20 protein-coding genes are annotated in these 22371 nt (G+C 62.1%); 5 read left to right on the top strand and 15 right to left on the bottom strand.

Annotated features, from left to right (window positions below; genetic code table 11):
- Positions 1-112 precede the first annotated feature (112 nt).
- From recA to dapA, 6 genes are all read right to left on the bottom strand, one after another.
- Positions 113-1186 carry a recombinase RecA gene (gene recA, locus ACZ5ZH_RS12410; RefSeq protein ID WP_449470841.1) on the bottom strand — a complete coding sequence of 358 codons (1074 nt, stop codon included), beginning with the start codon at positions 1184-1186 and terminating at the stop codon, positions 113-115.
- A 102-nt stretch (positions 1187-1288) separates the two neighbouring features.
- Positions 1289-1645, bottom strand: a complete 357-nt coding sequence (locus ACZ5ZH_RS12405; protein ID WP_464771694.1) for a response regulator — start codon at positions 1643-1645, stop codon at positions 1289-1291.
- 80 nt (positions 1646-1725) lie between these two features.
- Positions 1726-4149: a hybrid sensor histidine kinase/response regulator gene (locus tag ACZ5ZH_RS12400; RefSeq protein WP_464771693.1), complete on the bottom strand. Its 2424-nt coding sequence runs from the start codon at positions 4147-4149 to the stop codon at positions 1726-1728.
- Between the two features lie 44 nt (positions 4150-4193).
- Entirely contained in the window at positions 4194-4802 is a 609-nt protein-coding gene (locus ACZ5ZH_RS12395) for a DUF2062 domain-containing protein (protein WP_449470838.1), read from the bottom strand.
- Positions 4802-5284, bottom strand: a complete 483-nt coding sequence (gene smpB / locus ACZ5ZH_RS12390) for an SsrA-binding protein SmpB (RefSeq protein ID WP_196225111.1) — start codon at positions 5282-5284, stop codon at positions 4802-4804. Before smpB ends, ACZ5ZH_RS12395 begins: the two co-directional genes overlap by 1 nt.
- A 45-nt stretch (positions 5285-5329) precedes the next feature.
- Positions 5330-6208, bottom strand: a complete 879-nt coding sequence (gene dapA, locus ACZ5ZH_RS12385) for a 4-hydroxy-tetrahydrodipicolinate synthase (protein ID WP_464771692.1) — start codon at positions 6206-6208, stop codon at positions 5330-5332.
- 154 nt (positions 6209-6362) lie between these two features.
- Between dapA and ACZ5ZH_RS12380 the strand changes: the two genes are divergently transcribed.
- Both ACZ5ZH_RS12380 and greB read left to right on the top strand, forming a co-directional pair.
- A complete protein-coding gene (locus ACZ5ZH_RS12380; protein WP_464771691.1) occupies positions 6363-8402 on the top strand; it encodes a lytic transglycosylase domain-containing protein in 2040 nt (679 codons plus the stop codon).
- 105 nt (positions 8403-8507) lie between these two features.
- Positions 8508-8990, top strand: a complete 483-nt coding sequence (gene greB / locus ACZ5ZH_RS12375; RefSeq protein WP_464771690.1) for a transcription elongation factor GreB — start codon at positions 8508-8510, stop codon at positions 8988-8990.
- A 234-nt stretch (positions 8991-9224) separates the two neighbouring features.
- Here greB and ACZ5ZH_RS12370 read toward each other — a convergent pair whose 3' ends face one another.
- The 5 genes from ACZ5ZH_RS12370 to aspS all read right to left on the bottom strand — a co-directional run bounded on the left by ACZ5ZH_RS12370 (position 9225) and on the right by aspS (position 15069).
- Positions 9225-10574, bottom strand: coding sequence for a S41 family peptidase (locus ACZ5ZH_RS12370; RefSeq protein ID WP_464771689.1), 1350 nt, complete (start codon positions 10572-10574; stop codon positions 9225-9227).
- Positions 10575-10666: 92 nt separating this feature from the next.
- Complete coding sequence (locus tag ACZ5ZH_RS12365) at positions 10667-10852, bottom strand: hypothetical protein (RefSeq protein WP_196225106.1); 186 nt, start codon at positions 10850-10852, stop codon at positions 10667-10669.
- Positions 10853-10932: 80 nt separating this feature from the next.
- Positions 10933-12252, bottom strand: a complete 1320-nt coding sequence (locus tag ACZ5ZH_RS12360) for a methyl-accepting chemotaxis protein (protein WP_464771688.1) — start codon at positions 12250-12252, stop codon at positions 10933-10935.
- An 85-nt stretch (positions 12253-12337) separates the two neighbouring features.
- A complete protein-coding gene (locus ACZ5ZH_RS12355; protein ID WP_464771687.1) occupies positions 12338-13120 on the bottom strand; it encodes a polyphosphate kinase 2 family protein in 783 nt (260 codons plus the stop codon).
- Positions 13121-13284: 164 nt separating this feature from the next.
- Positions 13285-15069, bottom strand: a complete 1785-nt coding sequence (aspS, locus tag ACZ5ZH_RS12350) for an aspartate--tRNA ligase (RefSeq protein WP_464771686.1) — start codon at positions 15067-15069, stop codon at positions 13285-13287.
- 128 nt (positions 15070-15197) lie between these two features.
- Here aspS and rnd point away from each other — a divergent pair, with 128 nt between their 5' ends.
- Together rnd and ACZ5ZH_RS12340 are read left to right on the top strand one after the other, a co-directional pair.
- Positions 15198-16364, top strand: a complete 1167-nt coding sequence (gene rnd, locus ACZ5ZH_RS12345) for a ribonuclease D (RefSeq protein WP_464771685.1) — start codon at positions 15198-15200, stop codon at positions 16362-16364.
- A gap of 11 nt (positions 16365-16375) precedes the next feature.
- The gene (locus ACZ5ZH_RS12340; protein ID WP_464771684.1) at positions 16376-16672 is read left to right on the top strand and encodes an I78 family peptidase inhibitor; all 297 of its coding nucleotides are present in this window, start codon (positions 16376-16378) and stop codon (positions 16670-16672) included.
- 373 nt (positions 16673-17045) lie between these two features.
- On the opposite strand, the gene ACZ5ZH_RS12335 is transcribed toward ACZ5ZH_RS12340, so the two are convergent.
- The 3 genes from ACZ5ZH_RS12335 to lepA all read right to left on the bottom strand — a co-directional run bounded on the left by ACZ5ZH_RS12335 (position 17046) and on the right by lepA (position 20213).
- Positions 17046-17744, bottom strand: coding sequence for a hypothetical protein (locus ACZ5ZH_RS12335; RefSeq protein WP_449470827.1), 699 nt, complete (start codon positions 17742-17744; stop codon positions 17046-17048).
- Positions 17745-17895: 151 nt separating this feature from the next.
- Positions 17896-18285, bottom strand: coding sequence for a PH domain-containing protein (locus ACZ5ZH_RS12330; RefSeq protein WP_464771683.1), 390 nt, complete (start codon positions 18283-18285; stop codon positions 17896-17898).
- Positions 18286-18407: 122 nt separating this feature from the next.
- Complete coding sequence (lepA, locus tag ACZ5ZH_RS12325) at positions 18408-20213, bottom strand: translation elongation factor 4 (protein WP_449470824.1); 1806 nt, start codon at positions 20211-20213, stop codon at positions 18408-18410.
- 164 nt (positions 20214-20377) lie between these two features.
- Between lepA and ACZ5ZH_RS12320 the strand changes: the two genes are divergently transcribed.
- Complete coding sequence (locus tag ACZ5ZH_RS12320) at positions 20378-21190, top strand: CsgG/HfaB family protein (RefSeq protein ID WP_464771682.1); 813 nt, start codon at positions 20378-20380, stop codon at positions 21188-21190.
- 93 nt (positions 21191-21283) lie between these two features.
- Here ACZ5ZH_RS12320 and ACZ5ZH_RS12315 read toward each other — a convergent pair whose 3' ends face one another.
- Positions 21284-22288, bottom strand: a complete 1005-nt coding sequence (locus ACZ5ZH_RS12315; protein ID WP_464775220.1) for an acyltransferase family protein — start codon at positions 22286-22288, stop codon at positions 21284-21286.
- Positions 22289-22371: the final 83 nt, after the last annotated feature.

The following is a 22371-nucleotide window of genomic DNA, read 5'->3' as shown; positions in this document are numbered from 1 at the left end:
AAGGCCCGCCCCGCGAAAATGCGCGGGCGGGCCTTTTCAGTGCGTGAAACGAAAGGCGAGCAGAGCCGCGCGGCTATCCTGCGGCTGATCCGGCCGCAGGCATTAGCCGTGCTTATTCGCCATCATCCTCCGCTTCGGGTCCGGTCATCATTCCTTCGGCAACCTCTTCGGTCTTGCCCCGGATCACCTTTTCCAGGCGCTCCGCCATTTCGGGATTTTCCTTGAGGAAGGTCTTGGCATTCTCACGACCCTGGCCAATGCGGACGGAGTCGTAGGAGAACCAGGCGCCCGACTTTTCGACCACGCCAGCTTTGACGCCCAGATCGAGTATCTCGCCGATCTTCGAAATCCCCTCGCCATACATTATGTCGAATTCCACCTGCTTGAACGGCGGCGCCACCTTGTTCTTCACCACCTTCACGCGGGTCGCGTTGCCGACGATATCGTCGCGATCCTTGATCTGGCCAGTACGGCGGATGTCGAGGCGAACCGACGCATAGAATTTGAGCGCGTTGCCGCCCGTCGTCGTTTCCGGATTGCCGTACATGACGCCAATCTTCATGCGCACCTGGTTGATGAAGATCACCAGACACTTAGAACGAGAGATCGAGCCGGTAAGCTTGCGCAGCGCCTGGCTCATCAGGCGCGCCTGCAGGCCGACATGGCTATCGCCCATCTCACCTTCGATTTCCGCACGGGGCACCAGCGCCGCGACGGAGTCGATCACCAGCACGTCGATGGCGTTCGACCGCACCAGCGTATCGACGATTTCCAGCGCCTGTTCACCGGTATCGGGCTGGGACACGATCAACTCGTCAATATCGACGCCCAGCTTCTTGGCATAAGCGGGGTCGAGGGCATGCTCGGCATCGACGAAAGCCGCAACGCCGCCGGTCTTCTGCGCCTCTGCAATGGCATGCAGCGCCAGCGTGGTCTTGCCTGAGCTTTCCGGGCCATAGATTTCGATGATGCGGCCGCGTGGCAAACCGCCAATGCCAAGCGCGATGTCGAGCCCCAGCGATCCCGTCGAAATCGCCTCGATCTCGATCTTCTCGCGGCTGCCCAGCTTCATGGCCGAACCTTTACCGAAGGCGCGGTCAATCTGGGAAAGGGCCGCTTCCAATGCTTTCTGTCTGTCCATTGTCCCTGTCTTCTTGGAATCGATGAGTGAGAGCATTGCTGTCATCGGCCTATCCCCTGTCAAGCGGAAGCGCCGATTAAGTGGCGCCTGGGCCACCATGTATCCCCTTTGTTCTCAAAGAACAAGAGGGGAACGGAAATTTCCTATTTAGGCGGAAAGAACCTTCGTCAACGCCCGCTCAACAGCGCCAATCGTATAAGGTTTTGCCAAAGTCGGCCGATCCGAATGCCCTGACGGCACATCGTCAGCCATGCCGCCCGTCGCGAAAATAAAGGGGATGCCGCTTTGCGCCAGCAGGTCCGCGACCGGCCAGCTTTTCTCACCTTGCAAATTGCAGTCCACCAATGCGGCGTCGAAGCCGCCCTGACGCGCATGCTCACACGCCTCATCCACCGAGACGGCGATGGCATACAGGCGATATCCCAATGTTTCGAGATAATCTTCCAGCATCATGCCGATCATCGCTTCATCCTCGACCACCAGGATGGTCTTGCCGTCCGACATGTGCGATCCCCTATTTCGTTACGCTCGCTATCTTATCATCGGCGCGCGGACCAGCATAAACGCCTGATCGTTCAAGAAGTTCATTCCACCCCTGCGCCCATGGCTAGCGCGTCACGTGCGGCCTCCGCCAACTGACTGACGGAAAAGGGTTTTGGCAGGAAGGCGACATTGGCAAGGTCGATCGACTTGCGCAGTTGCTCCTCGGCATAGCCCGACATAAACAGCACGGGAAGGTCGGGATGCGTATCCCGTGCCCGCGCGACCATGGACGGGCCATCCATATTGGGCATGACCACGTCGGAAATCAGCAGGTCGATCTTCTCACCGCTCGCGAGCACCTCCAGCCCCTGCTCGCCATCATTGGCGGTCAGCACCTTGTAGCCCTGACGCGAAAGGGCGCGTTCGGCGACGGCGCGGACCATATCCTCGTCCTCGACCACCAATACCGTGCCCGTGCCCCATGTCTCGCTGCGCTTGATGGGCAGCTTGGCGGGAACCGCCTGCTCCATGTCCGCGCCCTGATAGACGGGCAGATATATAACGAAGCTCGCTCCGCGGCCAATTTCAGACTCTGCGAAGATATAGCCGCCCGACTGCTTGACGATGCCATAGACGGTCGAGAGGCCGAGCCCCGTGCCCTTACCCAGTTCCTTGGTAGTGAAGAAGGGCTCGAATATCTTGGAAAGAATGTCGGGCGGGATGCCAAGACCGGTGTCGGAGACGCGCAACGCGGTATAGTCGGCGGCAGGCAATATCTCCTGCCGCATCTCGCGCACCTTGCCGGCCGGAACCGCATAGGTCTGGATATTGAGGATGCCGCCTTCCGGCATAGCGTCGCGCGCATTGACCGCCAGGTTCACGATCACCTGCTCCAGTTGGCCCGGATCAGCACGCACCGCGCCCAGGTTGCGGCCGTGGCTCACCTCCAGCTTCACGCTCTCACCCAGCAGGCGCTTCAAGAGGTTGGAGACGTCGGCAACGATGTCGGGCAGTTGCAGCACCTGCGGACGCAGTGTCTGTTGCCGCGAAAAAGCGAGCAGCTGGCGCGTCAGCCCGGCCGCGCGATTGCTGTTCGACTTGATCTGCTGAATATCGTCATAGTCGCTGTCGCCCGGCGTATGGCGCATCAGCATCAGGTCGCAATGGCCGATGATCGCGGTCAGGATATTGTTGAAGTCATGCGCGACGCCACCAGCCAACTGGCCGATCGCCTGCATCTTGGTCGCCTGCGCGACCTGCCGCTTGAGCTTGCTTTCCTCGCTATTGTCCTTGAGGCTGAGCAGAACCGCCGCCTCGCCAAGGCCCCGCACACCCGCCAGGCTGAGCGCCGTCGGCTCCTCCGGTTCGTTGCGCAGCCTGATGGCGATATCGCCTGACATTTGCGGGCCAACGGCAAAGCGGCGCACGGCGTCGGCAACCGCTGCCTGATCCTCGCGCACGACCAGATCACCGGGATAGCTCGGCCGTTCGCTACGCTTGAGTCCCGCCGCGCGGGAGAAGGCATTGTTGAGGAACAGCACCCGACCATCGCGATCCGCCATGGCGAGGCCGAAGGGCAGCAGGGACAGCAGCGTTTCGATATAGGAAAGCGCCGATGTACCGCCCGCGCTGCCCGCTGGCTCATCGATCAGCAGCAGCAGCATCGGACCATCCTGGCCCACTTGGCTACCAGCAGGCTGAGCCGTCCGACGCAAAGGGACCTGCAACAACCGCAGCGGCAACCCGCCCGACTCCTCACGCGCCAGAAATAGCCGCCCCTTGTCATCGACGCGCATATGGGCGGCAAAGTCACGGCCGGTAATATTGGCGTCGATCCGGCCAGCGGCACGCAGCAGGAAAGCCCCGTTCGCCGCGCGGATGCGCCCTTCACCGCCGATCATCACCGCCATGATCCCGGCCTCGCCCATCTGCCGCCCCGCGTCCCCGGTCAGCAGGCGGTGCACATCATCCAGCGCGTTGGGCTGGCGAACCGGAGTAAAGCGCCACAGCAGATAATCTTCCGACCGGCCCGTGCGGCACAGATCGACGTCCAACCGGAGAGCGCCCTGCGCCACGCCTTCGACCCGCGCCTCACCATCGCGCCAGGCCGCGCGGGCGGCAGCGCTCAGGCTTTCCGTTAAGCTAGGCTCAGCGGTGAGATTGGGGGGCGTCGGAAATCCAGGAAACCATTCGCCGAACAGGTCACTGGCGCAAACAAGCCGCCCTGCCCGGTCGGTCACGGCAATCGCCATGTTGGACGCATCCGCTGCGGCGCGCGCTACCGTCCAATCCGGCACCGCCTCGCCGTCTGCCGCCTCTTCCGGGAAAATACGCCGATACCAGCTGAGCAGCGCGGCGATGGCAAGGATCATCGCGCCGAACCCTGTGGCCATAGCGGGGTTGCCGGTCGCATAGATGACGAGAACCGCCGAAAGCAGCGCCGCCAGTATCAGCAGCGGCAGGGACAGCCGGGAAGGGCGCTCGCCCGTCCACGCTTCCTCATCCCTTTTGACGCGCGAGGCCATCGGCCGGCCTTCCCCCTGAAAACGCCTGGACTATTCGCCCTGCGTCAGACGCGGGCGACTTCTTCCAATGCGCTGCTTTCGGGTGCCTTGCCAATCCTCAATTTACGCGCATGCCATTTCCGGCCCATCCGATGGCGCCAGATCCAGTCGGCAAGGAAATATCCCACCACCGCGAACGCGATCGAAATCAACGCCAGCCCAAACAGCATGGCGGGCGCCGCTTCGGAAAAGAGCCAGCCGCACCATTCGCGGATCGACGCATGCTTATCGACCAGCGCCATGAAACCGGACGCGTCAGCGCTGCGGCCCAGGAACCAGTTGCCGATATAGACCGAAGCCATAAGGAACAGCGGTGTAGTCGCCGGGTTGGACAGGAACGTCATGGCTGCCGCCAGCGGAATATTGGCCCGGAAAGGCAGCGCCAGCAGCGCCGCGCCCGCAATCTGCACGCCGGGGATCAGCAGGAATATCCCGACCAGCAATCCCAATGCCACGCCTCGCGGCACGGAACGGCGGGTGAAGCGCCACAGCGAGGGTTCCAGCACACGATGCGCCACGGGGGCGATGAAGCGGTTGTCCTCCAGCGATTCACGGGTCGGCGCGTTGGCGTGCCACCAGCGGGCAAGACGGCCCATGCTCGCCTTCGGACCCATCAGCGATGGTCCTTCATGATGCGCTGCTGATCACGTTTCCAGTCGCGTTCCTTGATCGTTTCACGCTTGTCGTGCGTCTTCTTGCCCTTGGCCAGAGCCAGTTCGACCTTCGCCTTGCCCCGGCTGTTGAAATAGACGCTCAAGGGGACGAGCGTCATGCCCTTGCGCTCGACCGCACCATGCATGCGCGCGATCTCCCGCTCGTGCAGCAACAGCTTGCGGGGCCGCTTGGGCTCATGATTATAGCGATTACCGTGGCTGAATTCGGGGATGTTGCTGTTGACCAGCCACACCTGATCGCCCTTCACCTCGGCATAGCTCTCGGCGATGTTGCCCTCGCCGAAACGGAGTGATTTCACCTCCGTGCCTTGCAGCGCGATGCCCGCTTCGAACACATCCTCAAGGAAATATTCAAAACGCGCGCGCCGGTTCTCGGCGACGATCTTCTTCTTGTCGAACAATTCGGGACGAGGGCGGGCCATGGGACTCTTAATTAACTCACTTCACCATATAAGGCCGCAGCCCATTTAGACGAGACCCGCAATTTCCAAAGCCCGATCGACAGCGGCGCGGCTCGATTCCGATGGCCAGGTGATCGGCAGGCGTAATTCACCGGGCATGTCGGACCGCACGCGGCTGAGCGCATATTTAACCGGCCCAGGTGAAGAATCGCTGAACAGCGCGTCGTGCAGCGGGTAGAGCCGGTCCTGTAGCGCCAGCGCACCAGCCCAGTCACCCGACGCACAAGCCGCCTGGAACTCCGCGCAGAGACGCGGCGCGACATTGGCCGTGACGGAGATGCAGCCCTTGCCCCCCATGGCGTTAAATCCCAGCGCGGTTTCGTCATTGCCGGACAGCTGGCAGAAATCATCGCGGCAGGCGAGCCGCTGCGCGGTGACCCGCCCCAGATTCCCGGTGGCGTCCTTTATGCCCACGATCGTCTGATATTCTTCCGTCAGGCGGTGGATCACTGGCACGCCAATGTCGGTGATCGTGCGGCTCGGCACATTGTAAAGGACGATCGGCAGCTGACAGCGCTCGGCCAGATAGGCGAAATGCTGATAGACGCCTTCCTGGTTCGGCTTGTTATAATAAGGCGCGACCACCAGCGCCGCGTCCGCGCCAGACGCCTGCGCCGCGAACATATGCTCCAGAGCGATTCGCGTGTCGTTGGACCCGCAGCCCGCGATCACCGGCACCCGGCCCGCGGCCTGATCGACACAGATCGCGACGACGCGATTATGCTCCTCGACCGTCATGGTCGCGCTTTCGCCGGTGGTGCCGCAGGGCACCAAGGCACTGCTTCCCTCCTCGATCTGCCAATCCACCAGCGCGCGAAATGCCGCCTCATCCACGGCTCCGTCGCGGAAAGGGGTGACCAGCGCCGGAATCGACCCGGAAAACATCAATAAACTCCTTCAATTCACCGGCATTCCGGGGCACACTGTCGAGTGTAGGCGTCGGCGCGCTATAGCGCGTCATTCAGGGCCTGATAAGGATGGAATTGCGATGATGTCCAGTAGGCTGTCAGCTCGCCGCCCCGAAACAGCAATGGTCCGCATGCCCTTGATCGCTCTTCTTCTTTTTACCGCTGGCGCCAGCGCCCAGACCGAAGCCCCCGTTGCGACGCCCTATCCGGGTGGCGCGGTGGTCCAGCAACTGCCCGCGTCGACTCAGTCATCGCCTCAGCCGTCGCCCTGGAATCAGGTCAGCAGCCGAATCGGCGTGGCGTCCGATCCGTCCATCTCCGCGACGATCAGCCAGTGGCGCGCCTTGCAGCAGAGCGACGGCTTGGGCTTCTCCTCCTATGCCAGCTTCATCCTCGCCAATCCCGGTTGGCCGGGAGAGGACCGGATGCGGCGGCTGGCGGAAAACGGCATCAATCCCAACAGCTATGATCCGCGTCAGGTTACGGCCTTCTTCGCCCGCTTCCCCGCGCGCACCGCCACCGGCCATGCGCGCAATGCGCTGGCGCTGATGCAGATGGGCCGCATGCCCGAAGCCCGCATCGCCGCACGCAGCGCCTGGGTCGGCGGCACGCTTTCGCCGGATGACGAGGCTCGGCTGCTATCGCTCTTCGGCAGCAGCTGGACGAGTGCGGACCATGATCAGCGCGCCGACGTGCTGCTGTGGGGCGGCGACATCGCCGGGGCGCAACGGATGCTCGCTTATGTGACGCCCACGCGACGGCCGGTCTACGAAGCGCGCATCGCCTTCCGCCAGAAGGCGCCGGACGCCGCCGCCCGGATGCAAGTCGCGGAACCGGTCGGCATATCCGACGCTGGCTTCGTCGCGGACAAGGCAACTTGGCTGTTGAACACGGGCAGTTGGATCGCCGCACGGCAATATCTCGCCAACCGGCCCCAGCTGACCTTCCGCCCGGGCAATGCGGAAAAATGGTATGAAACATTGCTCGGCCAGGCGCGCGCCGCCGCCAACGACAGCCAGTGGAGCTTCGCCTATGGCATCGCCAGCAAGCTCGACGACGCCTATGCGCCCGGCACCGACGTTTCCAGCCGCCCGATCGGCGAGCGTGATGACTATACCAGTCTCGCCTGGCTGGCCGGAACGACCGCCTTCTACAATCTAAACCGACCAGCGGACGCGGCGGCGATGTTCCGCCGCTACGCAACGGCTGCCAAATCCCCCCAGACCCAGTCTAAGGGCTATTATTGGGCAGGCCGCGCAGCGCTGGCAGCCGGTGATACGGCCACCGCGACCAGCTATTTCGCCCAGGCTTCGGTGTTCCCGGATCAATTCTACGGCCAACTTGCTCTGGAACGCGTCGGAAAGCCGGTGCCCGCGCCTGCCCTCGTTGAACGGGCCGTGGAGATTTCCGCCGCCGATCGCACGTCCTTCAATAATCGCTCGGTCGTCCGCGCCGTGAAGGCGCTGGGGCAGATGGGCTATTGGGAAGATCAGAGCAAATTCGCCCGCGCCATCGCCAATAATGCCGACAGCGACAGCGATCATTATCTCGCCGCCGAACTCGCCAAGAGCATCGGCAGGCCCGACATGGGCGTGATGGTCGGCCGCCGCGCCGTGTCGAGCGGCCTCACCGGCTATGGCGAAAGCGCTTTCCCCCGCGTGCCCGTGCCGCCCACCGCGCAATCCAACTGGACGATGGTGCATGCCATCGCCCGGCAGGAAAGCCAGTTCGACCGCCAGATCGTCAGTCACGCAGGCGCGCGCGGCCTGATGCAGCTTATGCCCGGCACCGCGCGGGAACAGGCGGGCAAGCTTGGTCTCGGCTATGACCCCGGCTCGCTCAACGACCCGAGCTACAACATCATGCTCGGTTCATCCTATTTCCAGCGCATGCTCAACTATTATGGCGGCAGCTACCCGCTGGCCGTCGCGGCCTATAATGCCGGCCCCGGCAATGTGAACCGCTGGATTTCGGCCAATGGCGACCCGCGCCTGCCGGGCGCCGACATGTTGCGCTGGATCGAGCAGATCCCGCTTTTCGAAACGCGCAACTATGTACAGCGCGTGCTGGAAAATGCGGTCGTCTATGAAGCGATGAACCCCGAACGCGCCCGCTTCCGGGGTTCCAATACCCCACTCTCCAAATATCTGGGCAAGCAAACCCCGGGCTGACTGCCCTTATTCTCCGTTCGGGCTGAGCCTGTCGAAGCCCCCACTTCTCTTCGTTGAGATGAGGACTTCGACAAGCTGCATTCGAAGGGATAGGAAAGTCCGGTCATGACCCCTCACCCCAATTACATCAGCCCTGAAGGCTTTGCGAAGCTACGCGCCGAATATGATCAGTTGCTTGGCGTCGAGCGGCCCCGCATCGTGGAGATCGTCAGCTGGGCAGCGGGCAATGGCGACCGCAGTGAGAATGGCGACTATCTATACGGCCGCAAGCGCATGCGTGAGATCGACGGCCAACTGCGCCGCCTGTCAAAGAAGATGAAGGATGCGAAAGTCGTCGATCCTCGTCAGCAACCCGACAAGAGCCGCGTCTTCTTCGGCGCGACCGTGACGATCGCCGACGAAGACGACAATCACCGCACCGTCACCATCGTCGGCAATGACGAAACCGACGCCAGCGCGGGCCGGATCGGCTGGAGCTCCCCCATCGCACGCGCCTTGCGCAATGCCGCGGTAGGCGATTTACGCCGCGTCATGCTGCCCGCCGGGGAAAAGGAATATGAGGTGATGGAGATCGGTTATCCGGAGTGACGCGAAGCTCGTTAAGGGTTCGAACCATTCCCTCTCCCCTGAAGGGGAGAGGGTGCCGAGCTTAGCGAAGGCGGGAGAGGGGACTGTTAGGACGCCGTTTCCTCATTCCCCTCTCCCCAGCCCTCTCCCCTGAAGGGGAGAGGGAGGAAGTCCGCTACTCGTCCAACGCATTCCTCGCCCGCTTGCCGAAAGGGAAATGACTGGCCCCTCGAAAGGCGAAACCAACCAGCCCGCTCACCGCACCACGTTCTTCCCCACCGGCTGAGCCTGCGCAATCACCGCACCGGGCTTCGCCGCCAGCCGCGCGATCGTCTTCAGCGCATAATCCAGCTGGAAATCCTCAATCCCCTTCTTCTTCAGCTCGTCAGCCGACATGGCGAAGCGCGGATCTTCCTTCGTGTCTTCTTCCAGCGCGGCATTATCCGTCTTGATCTCGTTGATCAGGTGACGGCGCAGGTCGCTTTCGCGGAATTTCGGCCGGTTCTTGTAATCGGGATCGGACAGCTGCGGGACGCGGACGTCAGGCTCGATCCCGCCTTCCTGAACCGAACGCCCTGACGGGGTATAATAGCGCGCCGTCGTCAGCTTGAGCGCGGTCGTATTGGTCAGCGGCAGCATCGTTTGCACGCTGCCCTTGCCGAAGCTGCGCTCACCCATGACCAGTGCGCGATGCTGGTCCTGAAGCGCGCCCGCGACGATTTCGGACGCTGAAGCAGACCCCGCATCGACCAGTACAACGACCGGCAGCCCCTTCGCATCGTCGCCGGGCTTGGCATAATAGCGCTCGACATCGCCCTTGTTGCGGCCGCGCTGCGAAACGATCTCGCCACGCTCCAGAAATGCGTCACTCACCGATACAGCTTCATCCAGCAACCCGCCCGGATTGGACCGGAGGTCGAGGATATAGCCCGTCGGCTTATGCCCAAGGCTCTTGTCGATGCTGCGGATCGCCTGTCGCAGGTCGGCGCCGGTATTGGCGGAGAAACTGACGATATTGATCACGCCAACGCCGTTCTTCACTTCCCACTTTACCGGCTTCAGCTGGATGATCTCGCGCGTCAGCGTCACTTCGATCGGCTTGTCACGGCCCGCGCGCACGATGGTCAGCTTGATCGACGTGCCCGGCGCGCCGCGCATCTTGTCGACCGCTTCATCCAGCGTGCCGCCATAGATGAGCTGCCCGTCGAGATGGGTGATATAATCCCCAGCCTTGATCCCCGCGCGCCAGGCGGGAGTGTCCTGCGTCGGCGCGATCACCTTGACCGCGCCATCCTCCTGCGTGACGGACAGGCCCAGGCCGCCATAGCTGCCCTCCGTCTGGGTCCGCAGATTCTGGAAATCGCGCGCGTCGAGGAAGCTGGAATGCGGGTCGAGGCTGGCCAGCATGCCGTCGATCGCGCCCTTTATCAGCTTCTCGTCGTCCACCTTCTCCACATAGTCGCTGCGGACTTTCTGGAAGACGTCCATGAACTCGTCGAGCGCCTTGTAGCTACTCGCTTCCCCGTCCGCGAGCGCGGCGGTGGTGGCGGGGATGAGCGCGAGTGCGCCAAGGGCAACGGCGCCCCGGAAGAAATTGGATTTCATTGCTGTCCTGAGTCCTGGCATCAAGCCATCAGTATAGGATGCTTCTCAGGCATACGCAAAGCATCGGTTACGGCGTAGCGCCCGCAGCGACGCTATTCGTGCGGCCGCAATGCCTGATTGAGATCCTCCATCACCTGGGCGATCGGTTCCACCACGGTTACGCTGCGGCCTTCGCCAAAGCGGATGCGGGTGCCGTCCGTGACGGATGATACGAAGGTGACCTGCGCGGCATTGATGGCGGTTTCGGTCCGGTCGGCGCCCACGAACATCACGAGCATGGCTGTCCTCTCCTTCTTGTTGGATGGAGAGGTTAGCCGCATTTGCGCATGGCGCCAGCCATTTTTCCCTGAAGTCGGCGTCAATCCAATCGAATAGCCTCGATAAAAAGGCTGGCCCGCGCGTCCAGGCGCTGCGCTTCGCCCGCCAGTTGGCTTGCCGCATGACGGATGTTGCGCGCGCCATCGACCGCCGCGTCGGCATTCGCGCTGATCTGGCTGGCGCTCGACCGGACATGATCGCTGGACTCGCCCGCTTCGGACAGGCTGGCGGCGATGCCCCGGCTGAAGGCGCCATGGCGCGCCACCGCGTCGAACACGGAAGCCGACAGCTGATGCGCCGTCTCAATCGCCGACCCCATCAACGCATGGCCCTGCGCCACATGACCGACAGTCGCGCGGATATGGTCTATCCGGTCGGCAATTTCCGCCGCGGCGTCGCGGGTCTGCCCCGCGAGCAGCTTCACCTCGCGCGCGACAACGGCAAAGCCTTGCCCCGCCTCCCCGGCTCGCGCGGCCTCTATGCCCGCGTTCAGGGCCAGCGTGGCCGTCGCCCGAGCTACCGCGTCGATCAGCGCCGTAACCTCTCCGATGCCATCTGCCTGAATACGCAATTGTTGGGTCTGTGCTGACCCCAGCCGCGTCTGTTCGACCGCCGCCTTGATCGCGGCACCAGCCTGACGCACCTCATCCTCGATTGACTGGAACAGCAGGCCAAGGTCGTTGGCCGACCCTGCGATGCCGGACAGATTGTCAGCGGTTTGCGCGGCGGCCACCGCCATGCCTGCTGCCGCCTGCCCGTTATGGGCCGCGCGTTCCGCGGCGTCGCTCGCCAGCCGGGACAGCATATCCGCCATCCCCACCAGATCGGCGATCAGCGTTGCGATATCGTCGCGAAAACTGCCGCTCTCCCGCGTCACGCGCTCCAGCCGCTCCGCCCGCGCGATCGCCACGCGCGCATCCCGCTCCGCTGCCAGCTTCAGCAGCAACTGCCCGCCGACCATCCCGGCATAACGGCCGCCTTCTATGACAATCAGCCCTTCGCACTTTTGCCCCTGCGCTGCGTAGAGGTCGATCAGCATCTCGATCGTGGCGCTCCGCTCGACCGAGGCACAGGGCCGGATATGATCATCCAGCCGCCCGCCAAAGCTGGGGTTACGCAGCAGCGCATGGCCGAACGGATTGAACAGAATCCGTCGCATGTCCCGCTCGTAGATTGCGCCCTTGGGCCGATCCGCATCGTCCAGAACGGGCAGGAGCCGCAGCGAAGGATTTTGCTGAAAATGCTCCACCGCTTCGCTCAACGGCCGTCCGATCCGGATCGCCGGACTGGTGGAGACGAAGGGCAAGCCCTGCCAGCGAGGCAGCGACGGCGAAGGATCGAGCATCATGGGCGCGTACATGAGTTGCTGGTAGCGCCCGAATGGTAAATGAGCAGTTAGATTTTGATGACAGATTTATGACAACGCACTGTTTTGTCTTGGTTTTTTACGGCATTTGATAGTTGAATGCTTCCTTGGCGAGCTTGACCACCTCCGGGTCGGCCTCAGGAAAATCCATCGGCACCAACTTTTCCAATGACTTGGCCACATATTTCAGTGCGGCGATACGCCCGGCCGCACGGTGATTATTGTCGATCACCTGCCATGGCGCATATTTGCTGTCCGTCTTCTTGAACATGTCGTGCATCGCGTCGAGATAATCGTCGCGCCGCGCCCGGTTGCGATAATCCTCCGCGCCCGTCTTCCACCGCTTCCACGGCGTATCGAGCCGCTGCGCCAGCTGCTTGTCCTGCGTTTCCTGGGTAATGTGGACGAACAGCTTGATGATGTTGGTACCCGCATCCTCCTGCTGCTTTTCAAAGGCGTTTATCTCGTCATAGGCGCGCTTCCATTCGCCCTTGGAGCAGAGCCCCTCCACCCGCTCGACCAGCACGCGCCCGTACCAACTGCGGTCGAACACCGCGATGTTGCGGCCCGCAGGCAGCCGGGTCCAGAAACGCCAGAGAAAATGATGGTCGCATTCTTCGGCGGACGGCGCGGCGATGGGCCAGACGCGATAATAGCGCGGGTCCCATTGCGCCGTCATCCGCTTGATGATGCCGCCCTTCCCCGCCGCGTCCCAGCCTTCGAACAGGATGACCGACCGCCGGTCATGGATCACATGGGCAACCTGAATCTTCGCCAGCCGCTCCTGCAGCTTTTCCAGCTCCGCCTCATAGTCGCCCTTGAGAGGCTTGCCCTTCTCATAGTCGGCAAGGTCAATCGCCATGCGCGTCATCCTTCCTGTTCAGATGAGGAAAGCAACGCCCGAAGCGGCGAAAAGTCAAATCTGCCTTGCCCCTGCCCCGTCATCCCAGCGAACGCTGGGATCTCAGGAGGCGAAGTGCAATCTCGACCGAGATCCCAGCTTCCGCTGGGATGACGATAGGGTGATCAAGCCTTGGCCTGCGGCTCCACCACCCGAACATGCAGTTCACGCAGCTGCTTGAACTCGGCCGGGCTCGGCGCACCCATCAGCAGGTCCTCGGCGCGTTGGTTCATCGGGAACAGCGTCACCTCGCGCAGATTCTGCGCCCCGCACAGCAGCATGACGATGCGATCGACACCAGCCGCCATCCCGCCATGCGGCGGCGCGCCGTACTGGAACGCCCGGTACAGACCGCCGAAACGCTCTTCCACATCCTGCTGCGACAAGCCGACCTTCTCAAAAGCCTTCACCATCAGCTCCGGCGACTGATTACGGATCGACCCCGAAGCAATCTCATAGCCGTTGCAGACCATGTCATACTGATACGCCTTGATCGTCAGCGGGTCCTGATGCTCCAGCGCGTCCATCCCGCCCTGCGGCATGGAGAAGGGGTTATGCGCAAAGTCGACCGATTTCGATTCCTCATCATATTCGTAGAAGGGGAAGTCGACGATCCAGCACAGTTCGAACCGATCCTTGTCGATCAAGTCCAGCTGCTCGCCCACGCGAATGCGCGCCAGCCCCGCCAACTTGGCGGCCTGCGATTCCTTACCCGCCGCAAAGAACACGCCGTCATTGGGGCCAAGGCCCAGCGACTCGATCAGCTTCGCCGTCCGCTCCTCGCCATGGTTCTTGGCAATGGGACCGCCGGGCACGCCATCCTTGATGTTGATATAGCCAAGGCCCGAATAGCCCTCGCCCCGCGCCCAATTATTCATGTCATCGAAGAATTTACGGCTGCCCGCACCAGCGCCGGGAGCCGGGATCGCACGAATGACGCTGCCGCTCTCGACCAGCGACGCAAAGATGCCGAAGCCAGACCCATGGAAATGCTCGGTCACGTCCTGAATCAGGATCGGGTTGCGCAGGTCCGGCTTGTCCGACCCATATTTCAGGATCGCTTCATCATGAGGAATGCGCGGGAAGCTGCCCGCGGGCGTCACCGGCTTGCCGTCGGCGAACTGCTCGAACACCTCAGCAATCACCGGCTCCATCGTGTTCCACACATCCTCCTGCGTGACGAAGCTCATCTCCAGGTCAAGCTGGTAGAACTCGCCCGGCAGGCGATCAGCACGCGGGTCTTCATCGCGGAAGCAAGGCGCGATCTGGAAATAACGGTCGAACCCTGCGACCATCAGCAGCTGCTTATATTGCTGCGGCGCCTGCGGCAGGGCGTAGAATTTCCCAGGATGGATGCGGCTCGGCACCAGAAAGTCGCGCGCGCCTTCCGGGCTGCTCGCGGTCAAGATCGGCGTCGAATATTCGGTGAAGCCAGCCCCTTCCATGCGGCGGCGCATGTCGGAGATGACCTTGGTCCGCTTGACGATGTTCGCATGCAGCGTTTCGCGCCGCAGGTCGAGGAAGCGGTAGCGCAGGCGGATATCCTCGGGATACTCCTGCTCCCCCGCGACCGGCAGCGGCAATTCGGCGGCGGTCGACTGCACCGTCACGCTGTCGGCCACGACCTCGATCGTGCCGGTCGGCATCTTGGGGTTGGTCGCTTCGGGGCCGCGCGCCACGACCGTGCCGTCGATCGTCACCACTGATTCGAGACGCAACGCCTCAAGCACCCTCAGCGGATCGCTGTCCGCCTTCGCGACGATCTGGGTGATGCCATAATGATCGCGCAGGTCGATGAACAGCACGCCGCCATGATCGCGCTTGCGATGTATCCATCCCGACAGGCGGACAGTCGCGCCGACATCACCTTCACGAAGGGCGCCGCAGGTGTGGGTGCGATAGGCGTGCATGGCGTTTTGGTCTTTCAGCTTCGTTTTACGGAAATGACAAATTGTTGCAGCCCCGCTATGGGCACTCATGTCGAACATCGACGAGCCCGCCAGGGAGCGGGCCAGCCCATAATAAGATCGAAGACCATATGCAAATCCATCCGCTGATCACCGACAGCAAGACACTCGCCCAATTCTGCGCCCGTATCGCCAAATCACCCTACATCGCGGTCGATACGGAGTTCATGCGCGAAAACAGCTACTGGCCCGACCTCTGCCTCGTCCAGGTGGCCGACAGCAACGAAGCCGCCGCGATCGACCCCAAGGCGCCGGGCCTTGACCTTAGCCCCCTGCTCGACCTGATGGTCGATAATGAGGATGTGCTGAAGGTCTTTCATGCCGGCGGGCAGGACCTGGAGATTATCTACAACCTGACCGGCCGCACCCCGCATCCGATGTTCGACACGCAGATCGCGGCGATGGCCTTGGGCCTTGGCGAGCAGATCGGCTACGGCAACCTTATCGACGCGTGGCTCGGCGTACAACTCGACAAGGGCGCGCGTTTCACCGACTGGGGACGCCGCCCGCTCGACAAACGGCAGATCGATTATGCCATCGGCGATGTCACCTACCTCATCCAGATTTTCCCGATGATGCTGGAAGAACTGCGCAAGACCGGACGGGGCGACTGGCTCGACCAGGAAATGGAGCGCGTCTGCGACCCTTCCAACTATGTGAACGAGCCGCATGAGGCCTGGAAGCGCGTCCGCATCGCCAGCCGCAAGGCTGATGTGCTCGGCCGTCTGAAGGCGCTCGCCGCATGGCGCGAGATCGAGGCGCAGGACAAGAATCTTCCCCGTGGCCGCATCGTCAAGGATGAGACACTGGCCGACATTGCCAGCCACCCGCCCCGCTCTCAGGAAGACCTTGGCAAGGTACGCGGCCTGTCCGCCACCTGGAAGACCAACGACATCGGCGCACGCCTGATGGCGGCGCTCGGCGGCCACACGCCGCTCGACAAGGATGAGATGCCCGAACGCGATCCCAAGCGTCCCGGCCTTGGCAAGGACGGCGCGCTAGTCGCGGATTTGCTAAAGCTCCTCCTCAAGATTCGCTCGCGCGACATCAACGTCGCCGCCCGCCTCTTGGCCCGCAGCGACGATCTGGACGCGCTGGCCGCAGGTGTTCGCGATGACCTGTCGATCCTGGAAGGCTGGCGCTATGAACAATTCGGCCGCGATGCCGTTGACCTTGTGGAAGGACGCCTCGCCTTCGCGGTGAAGGGCGGCCGCCTCAAGATGACACGCACCGAATAGGAGCAATTATAATGCGGGCAGCGGCGCTGATGATTCCTCTTCTGTTGGCGGCCTGTACCGCCGCTGACGGACAAGGCCCCGGCACCACGCCAGCGACAGCCGAGGGGCCTTGCCGCAACCACGGCCTTGACCGCTTCGCCGGCCAGACCGCCAGCGCCGACATCGGCGCACAACTGCTGGAAGCATCCGGCGCCCGCACCCTCCGCTGGGGCGCCCCCGGCATGGCCATGACCATGGACTTCCGCCCCGATCGCCTCACCGTCAGCTATGACGAGAAGATGGTAATCACCTCAGCGAGATGCGGTTAGGCACACTGCTCCCCCTCCCGCAGGCGGGAGGGGGCCGGGGGGTGGGCCAGCGCAACGCCGGTCTCATATAAGAAGCTCACTCCGCTCGCGCCCATCCCTAGCCTTTCAAACGAGTTACGTGCCTCGTTTGAACGTCTATGGGAGGGGAATAACTAATCAGCGCCACCGTCACCCAAACACCACACCCCCTCCAAAAACCATCCTATTCCCAACACCAGCCCAAAATTCACCCTGTCCTATTCCCCACAACAACCCTATCCCCGCCCCTCTCTTTGAAACGTCCACATCACCCCCTCGCGCCCACGCGCGCTCGCTCTCGCGCGCGCATACACTGTGAACTTCGACGGAAATCCGCCATTTTTGGCGCCTCCCCTCAACATTCCAGTCCTACAAGCGCGCCGCTACCGATCCGGTTCACATGGCGCTTGCCGTCGATCTCCAGCCAATCCGGCGTCACCTCCAGCCGCCGCCCCCGGATGGTCGTGCGCAGATGCTCCACGGCGATCCGGTTACGCGCCACGATCCGCAAAATGGCTAGGCCCTCGCCCCGCGCCGCCATGACGCTGTAGCGATCACCACGCAGCAGGAACCGCCAGCTACCATTGGCGGCCAGCCATTCATTGCCTTGAATCACCTGCACCGGATTGCCGTCCGGATCACCGAGCCGCAGGCTGATCCGCGTCGCGCCCCGGCTGCGGCGTGGCGGCGCGAACATCAGGATCGGCTCCCCATCCAGCACCAGCGGAATCGGCGTATCGCGCAGCGGCCGTGAGCCTCCGACGATCAAAGTCGGCAACTCCGAAGAAAATGGCATGCGGTCCCGGGCGAAGTGCCGCTGCCGAACCACCGGATTGGTATGAAATCCCTGCACCTGCGCCGTGGTCAGCCGCCCCTCCTCCACCAGCGCGTGGCAAGTCGGGCAGAGCAATGTGGCTTGGGGCGAATCGGGCAGGCGAAGATAGCGATAGATGGTGACGCCGCATCGGACGCAGGCAAAGCCGCAGGCCTCACGAACGGCCTCACGCTGCGGCTCAGTTAATTCAGGCAGCGAAAGCATCACCGGCAAGGCCATGAAGGACACCCTTTGCAACCGCGCCCCGCGCCATTGCGAAGCAGCGTTACCCAGCGGCATCCTTCCCCGGATACAGGCTTTTCACTGTCCCTTCAGTCAGGACATATGGTCGAAATAAATTGGCGTCAGGTCAAGGGGGCGCGAACGCCCGTCAACGCTGTGGCAGCAAATCGAGATTGCGCGACGCCGCGATGTTCCGGATGCGCCCCGGCCGGGGCATGGACTTGACCGCGATTTCCGCGATGTCGCCCGCACTGAACAGTTCGACATTGCCGACATCGAAGATGCGCTGCCCGAATGTCTGCGTGATGCGCACGCTGCGAATGCTCGACAGCGCAATCTCGGTGCGCTGCTTGGCCAGCAGCCCGCACTCCATCAGCACCTCCCGGTCGGACAATGCCAACCGCTCCCCCTTCGTCCGCAGCCACCAGACCCCGATCGCCAGCAGCCCCACGACAGAAATCAGCAGCAGGATGAACAGAAATGGATGCGCGCGAAACATCGCAGGATGCTCGTCATACAGCCAGGCGTCGCTCATCATTCGTCCCATCAAGAAGTGCGCACGGACATGATCATGGATGCCCCGCCCGCGTCAATCCTTGGCTAACGCGGCCCTCCACGAAAGGAGGAGGCTTGGAGGAGGTCACCCCGAACGAAGGAGTGTTAGCTCTCATCCCCCATCCGCAGCGCCGCAATGAAGGCCTCCTGCGGGATCTGTACCGACCCATATTCCCGCATCCGCTTCTTGCCCTCTTTCTGCTTCTCCAGCAGCTTCTTCTTGCGGGTGATGTCGCCGCCATAGCATTTGGCGGTGACGTCCTTGCGCATCGCCGCGATCGTTTCGCGGGCAATTACCTTGCCGCCGATCGCCGCTTGAATCGGGATCTTGAACAGGTGACGAGGGATCAGGTCCTTCAGCCGCTCGCACATATGCCGCCCCCGCGCTTCGGCAGCGCTGCGGTGAACGATCATCGAAAGCGCATCGACCGGTTCGTTGTTGACGAGGATGCTCATCTTGACGAGGTCACCCTCGCGGGTGCCGATCTGATGATAGTCGAAGCTGGCATAGCCCCGGCTGATCGACTTCAGGCGATCGTAAAAGTCAAACACCACTTCGTTGAGCGGCAGCTCATAGGTCACCTGTGCGCGCCCGCCGACATAGGTCAGGTTCTTCTGGATTCCGCGCCGGTCCTGGCAAAGCTTCAGGATCGACCCCAGATATTCGTCGGGGCAGTAGATCACCGCCTCGATCCACGGCTCCTCGATCATCTCGATATGGTTCGGGTCGGGCATGTCGGCGGGGTTGTGCAGATGGCGCACCTCCCCATCCTTCATGTGCATCTCATAGACCACCGACGGCGCGGTGGTGATGAGGTCGAGATCATATTCGCGCGTCAGCCGCTCCTGGATGATCTCCAGATGGAGCAGCCCCAGGAAACCGCAGCGGAAGCCGAAGCCGAGCGCCGCCGACGTCTCCATCTCGAAGGAGAAGGACGCATCGTTCAGCCGCAGCTTCGAAATCGAATCGCGCAACTTCTCGAAATCATTGGCATCGACCGGGAACAGCCCGCAGAAGACCACCGGCTGCACTTCCTTGAAACCTGGCAGCGGATTAGCCGCGGGGTTCTTGACCGTGGTGATGGTATCGCCGACGCGGGTCTGGCTGATGTCCTTGATCTGCGCGGTGATGAAGCCGATCTCGCCCGGACCGAGTTCCGGCAGCTGTTCGATCTTGGGCCGCATGCATCCGACGCGGTCGATCAGATGCTCGGTCTCGCCGATCATGAACTTGATCTGCTGCCCCTTCTTGATCACGCCATTGACGACGCGGACCAGGATGACGACGCCGAGATAAGGGTCATACCAGCTGTCGACCAGCATCGCTTCCAGCGGCGCGTTGCGGTCGCCCTTGGGCGGCGGAATCTTGGCGACGATGGCTTCGAGAATATCGTCGATGCCGATACCCGACTTCGCGCTCGCCAGCACCGCTTCCGAAGCGTCCAGGCCGATCACTTCCTCGATCTCCGCTCGGACCTTTTCCGGTTCGGCGGCAGGCAGGTCGATCTTGTTCAGCACCGGCACGATCTCATGGTCATGCTCGATCGACTGATAGACATTGGCCAGCGTCTGCGCCTCCACGCCCTGCGCCGCATCGACAACCAGCAGCGCGCCCTCGCACGCAGCGAGGCTCCGGCTCACTTCGTAGGCGAAGTCGACATGGCCCGGCGTGTCCATGAGGTTGAGCTCATACGTCTCACCATTTTTCGCGACATAGTCGAGGCGCACGGTCTGCGCCTTGATGGTGATGCCCCGCTCCTTCTCGATATCCATATTGTCGAGGACCTGCGCCGACATCTCGCGATCGGTCAGCCCCCCGGTGCGTTGGATCAGCCGGTCGGCCAGCGTCGACTTGCCATGGTCGATATGCGCGATGATCGAGAAATTACGGATGTGCGAAAGGTTGGTCATGGACCGCGCCGATAGCAGCCATTTGCGGGCCTGTCAGCAGAGCTTGCAAACAGCCTGACCATCAGTAGGAAAAGCCCGCGAGCTATGGTAATTGACGCGAGCCTTAAACGGGTCGTACCATAATAAAAATTCCATAATTAACCGCTCGAAAGGGATTTGGGGCAATGTTCAAGACGGTTTCCGCGCTCGTCGCGACAGCATCGATGCTTGCGACGCCGATGTCTGCGATGGCGCAGACGAATATGAGTTCTTCTGGCAAGACCTATAAGGATGGCACCACCAAAGGCGCCTCCTCGGGCCGCAGGTCGCAGGAGCGCGCTCAGCAGGAGATTCCCCGCTGTACCCGCCGCCTTGGCACTGTCGCGATCGTCGAACCCGACAACCAGTGGTGGCGCGAGTTGAACTTGGGCAGCCCGGAAGCGATCCTCAAGGTGTTCATCCAGCAGTCTGGCTGCTTCGGCATCGTCAACCGCGGCCGCGCCATGCAGAGCCGGGCGATGGAACGCGCCATGGCGGACTCGGGCGAATTGCAGGCTGGATCGAACCTGGGCCGGGGCCAGGTCAAGGCAGCCGACTATTATCTGGAGCCTGACATTGTCTCGTCCAACCGCAACTCTGGCGGGGGGGGCTTTGGCGCTGCACTTGGCGGCCTGATGGGCGGCACGTTCGGCGCACTTGCTGGCGGCCTGAACATCAAGAAGAAAGAAGCGAACGTCACGCTTTCCATCGTCAACGCCCGCACGACTGAAGAAGAGGCGCTGACCGAAGGCTATGCGCGCAAGACCGACATCGGCTTTGGCGGCGGCGGCGGTGCCGGATGGTGGGGTGGCTTTGCTGCTGCCGGTGCGAGCGGCTACCAGAATACCGAGATCGGCCAGGTGATCGTGCTGGCCTATCTGGACGCCTATACCAAGCTGGTCACGCAGATGGGCGGGTTGCCGGCCAACGCGGCAGCAGCAGCCCCCCGCGCGCAGTAAAATCTTAATGTAGGGGCTTGGCTCCAATGCCGAGCCCCTGTCCTTCTCCTTCCGCTCACCACCACTGTCGGTGCGACGGAGTAGACATCGTCATTAAATAGGCCGGGACGAGGCTTCAGCGTGCACAAACCTCTTCCCACGCCGCCGTCGCCACCACGATATTATCGCCTCGCCTGCGGGACGCTCCACCAGCCTGTTTATGCCCGTGCCCAAAGTTAACGCGACAAGAAACGCGGAGAAGAAGGCGAGCCACGGGTTGTAGCCCTGCTCCGCCATCTTCAGCATCACGACAAAACCCACATGCTGATGGATGAGGTAGAAGGAATAGCTGATCCCACCCATCCAGAGCAGTGGACGTGACGCGATCCACTGCAAATGCCCTCTGATCAGCGCTGCAAAGCCTGCAAGCAGAATACAGGCCATAAGCGTGACGTCCCAACTTTCCATGAAGGCGACCGACAGCAGTGCAAGGGCGGCGTAGGGAGATTGCTGGCGCCAGCTTCGCTGACCGGACCAGACACGGTACGACAGCATCCCGATGATAAAGAAGGGGAGATAGCGTAATACCAAGAGCATGACGATGCGTTCTGGCATGTCGGGCCATAACCCATAAATCGCGCGAACCGCGAGCCACAATGCCAGCATCGGTTCGAGCCTTTTCAATCCAGCCCATTTCCAGATCGATATCATGCAGAAGTAAAAGGCGATTTCGACGGTCAAAGTCCAATAAGCGCCGTCTACCTCAGGAAGAAACGCGAACCCCTGCAACATCGTGAAGTTAGCCAGGATAGCGCTGGGACCTACCAGCAATTGGGACGCCTTTGCCGCATATTCGATCGACAAGGTTAGCAACATCGCGACGATATAAGCCGGATATAGCCGAGCGATCCGGTTTACCGCGAAGTCGGCGACGCTACCGATCCGATCCAGCGTGAAGAATATGGCGAAGCCCGAGATCGTGAAAAACAGCAGGACACGATAATTGCCCCCGGGAAAACTGAACGGTACATGCGCCGCTTGGGGAAAAAGCTCGTGGAAACGCGTGGAATAATGAAAAACCAGCACGCACAGTGCACCGATGCCTCTCAAGGCATCCAATTCCACCAGGCGGTTCCGAGTGAGCGAAGCAGTCACCCGAATGCATTAGCAATGAAACAGCAATCAATCGGTTAAGATATTAG

Source organism: Sphingobium sp. TomMM7A, assembly GCF_055397305.1.
The sequence above is the reverse complement of the archived record's forward strand: the minus strand, read 5'-3'. Positions and strand labels throughout refer to the sequence as shown.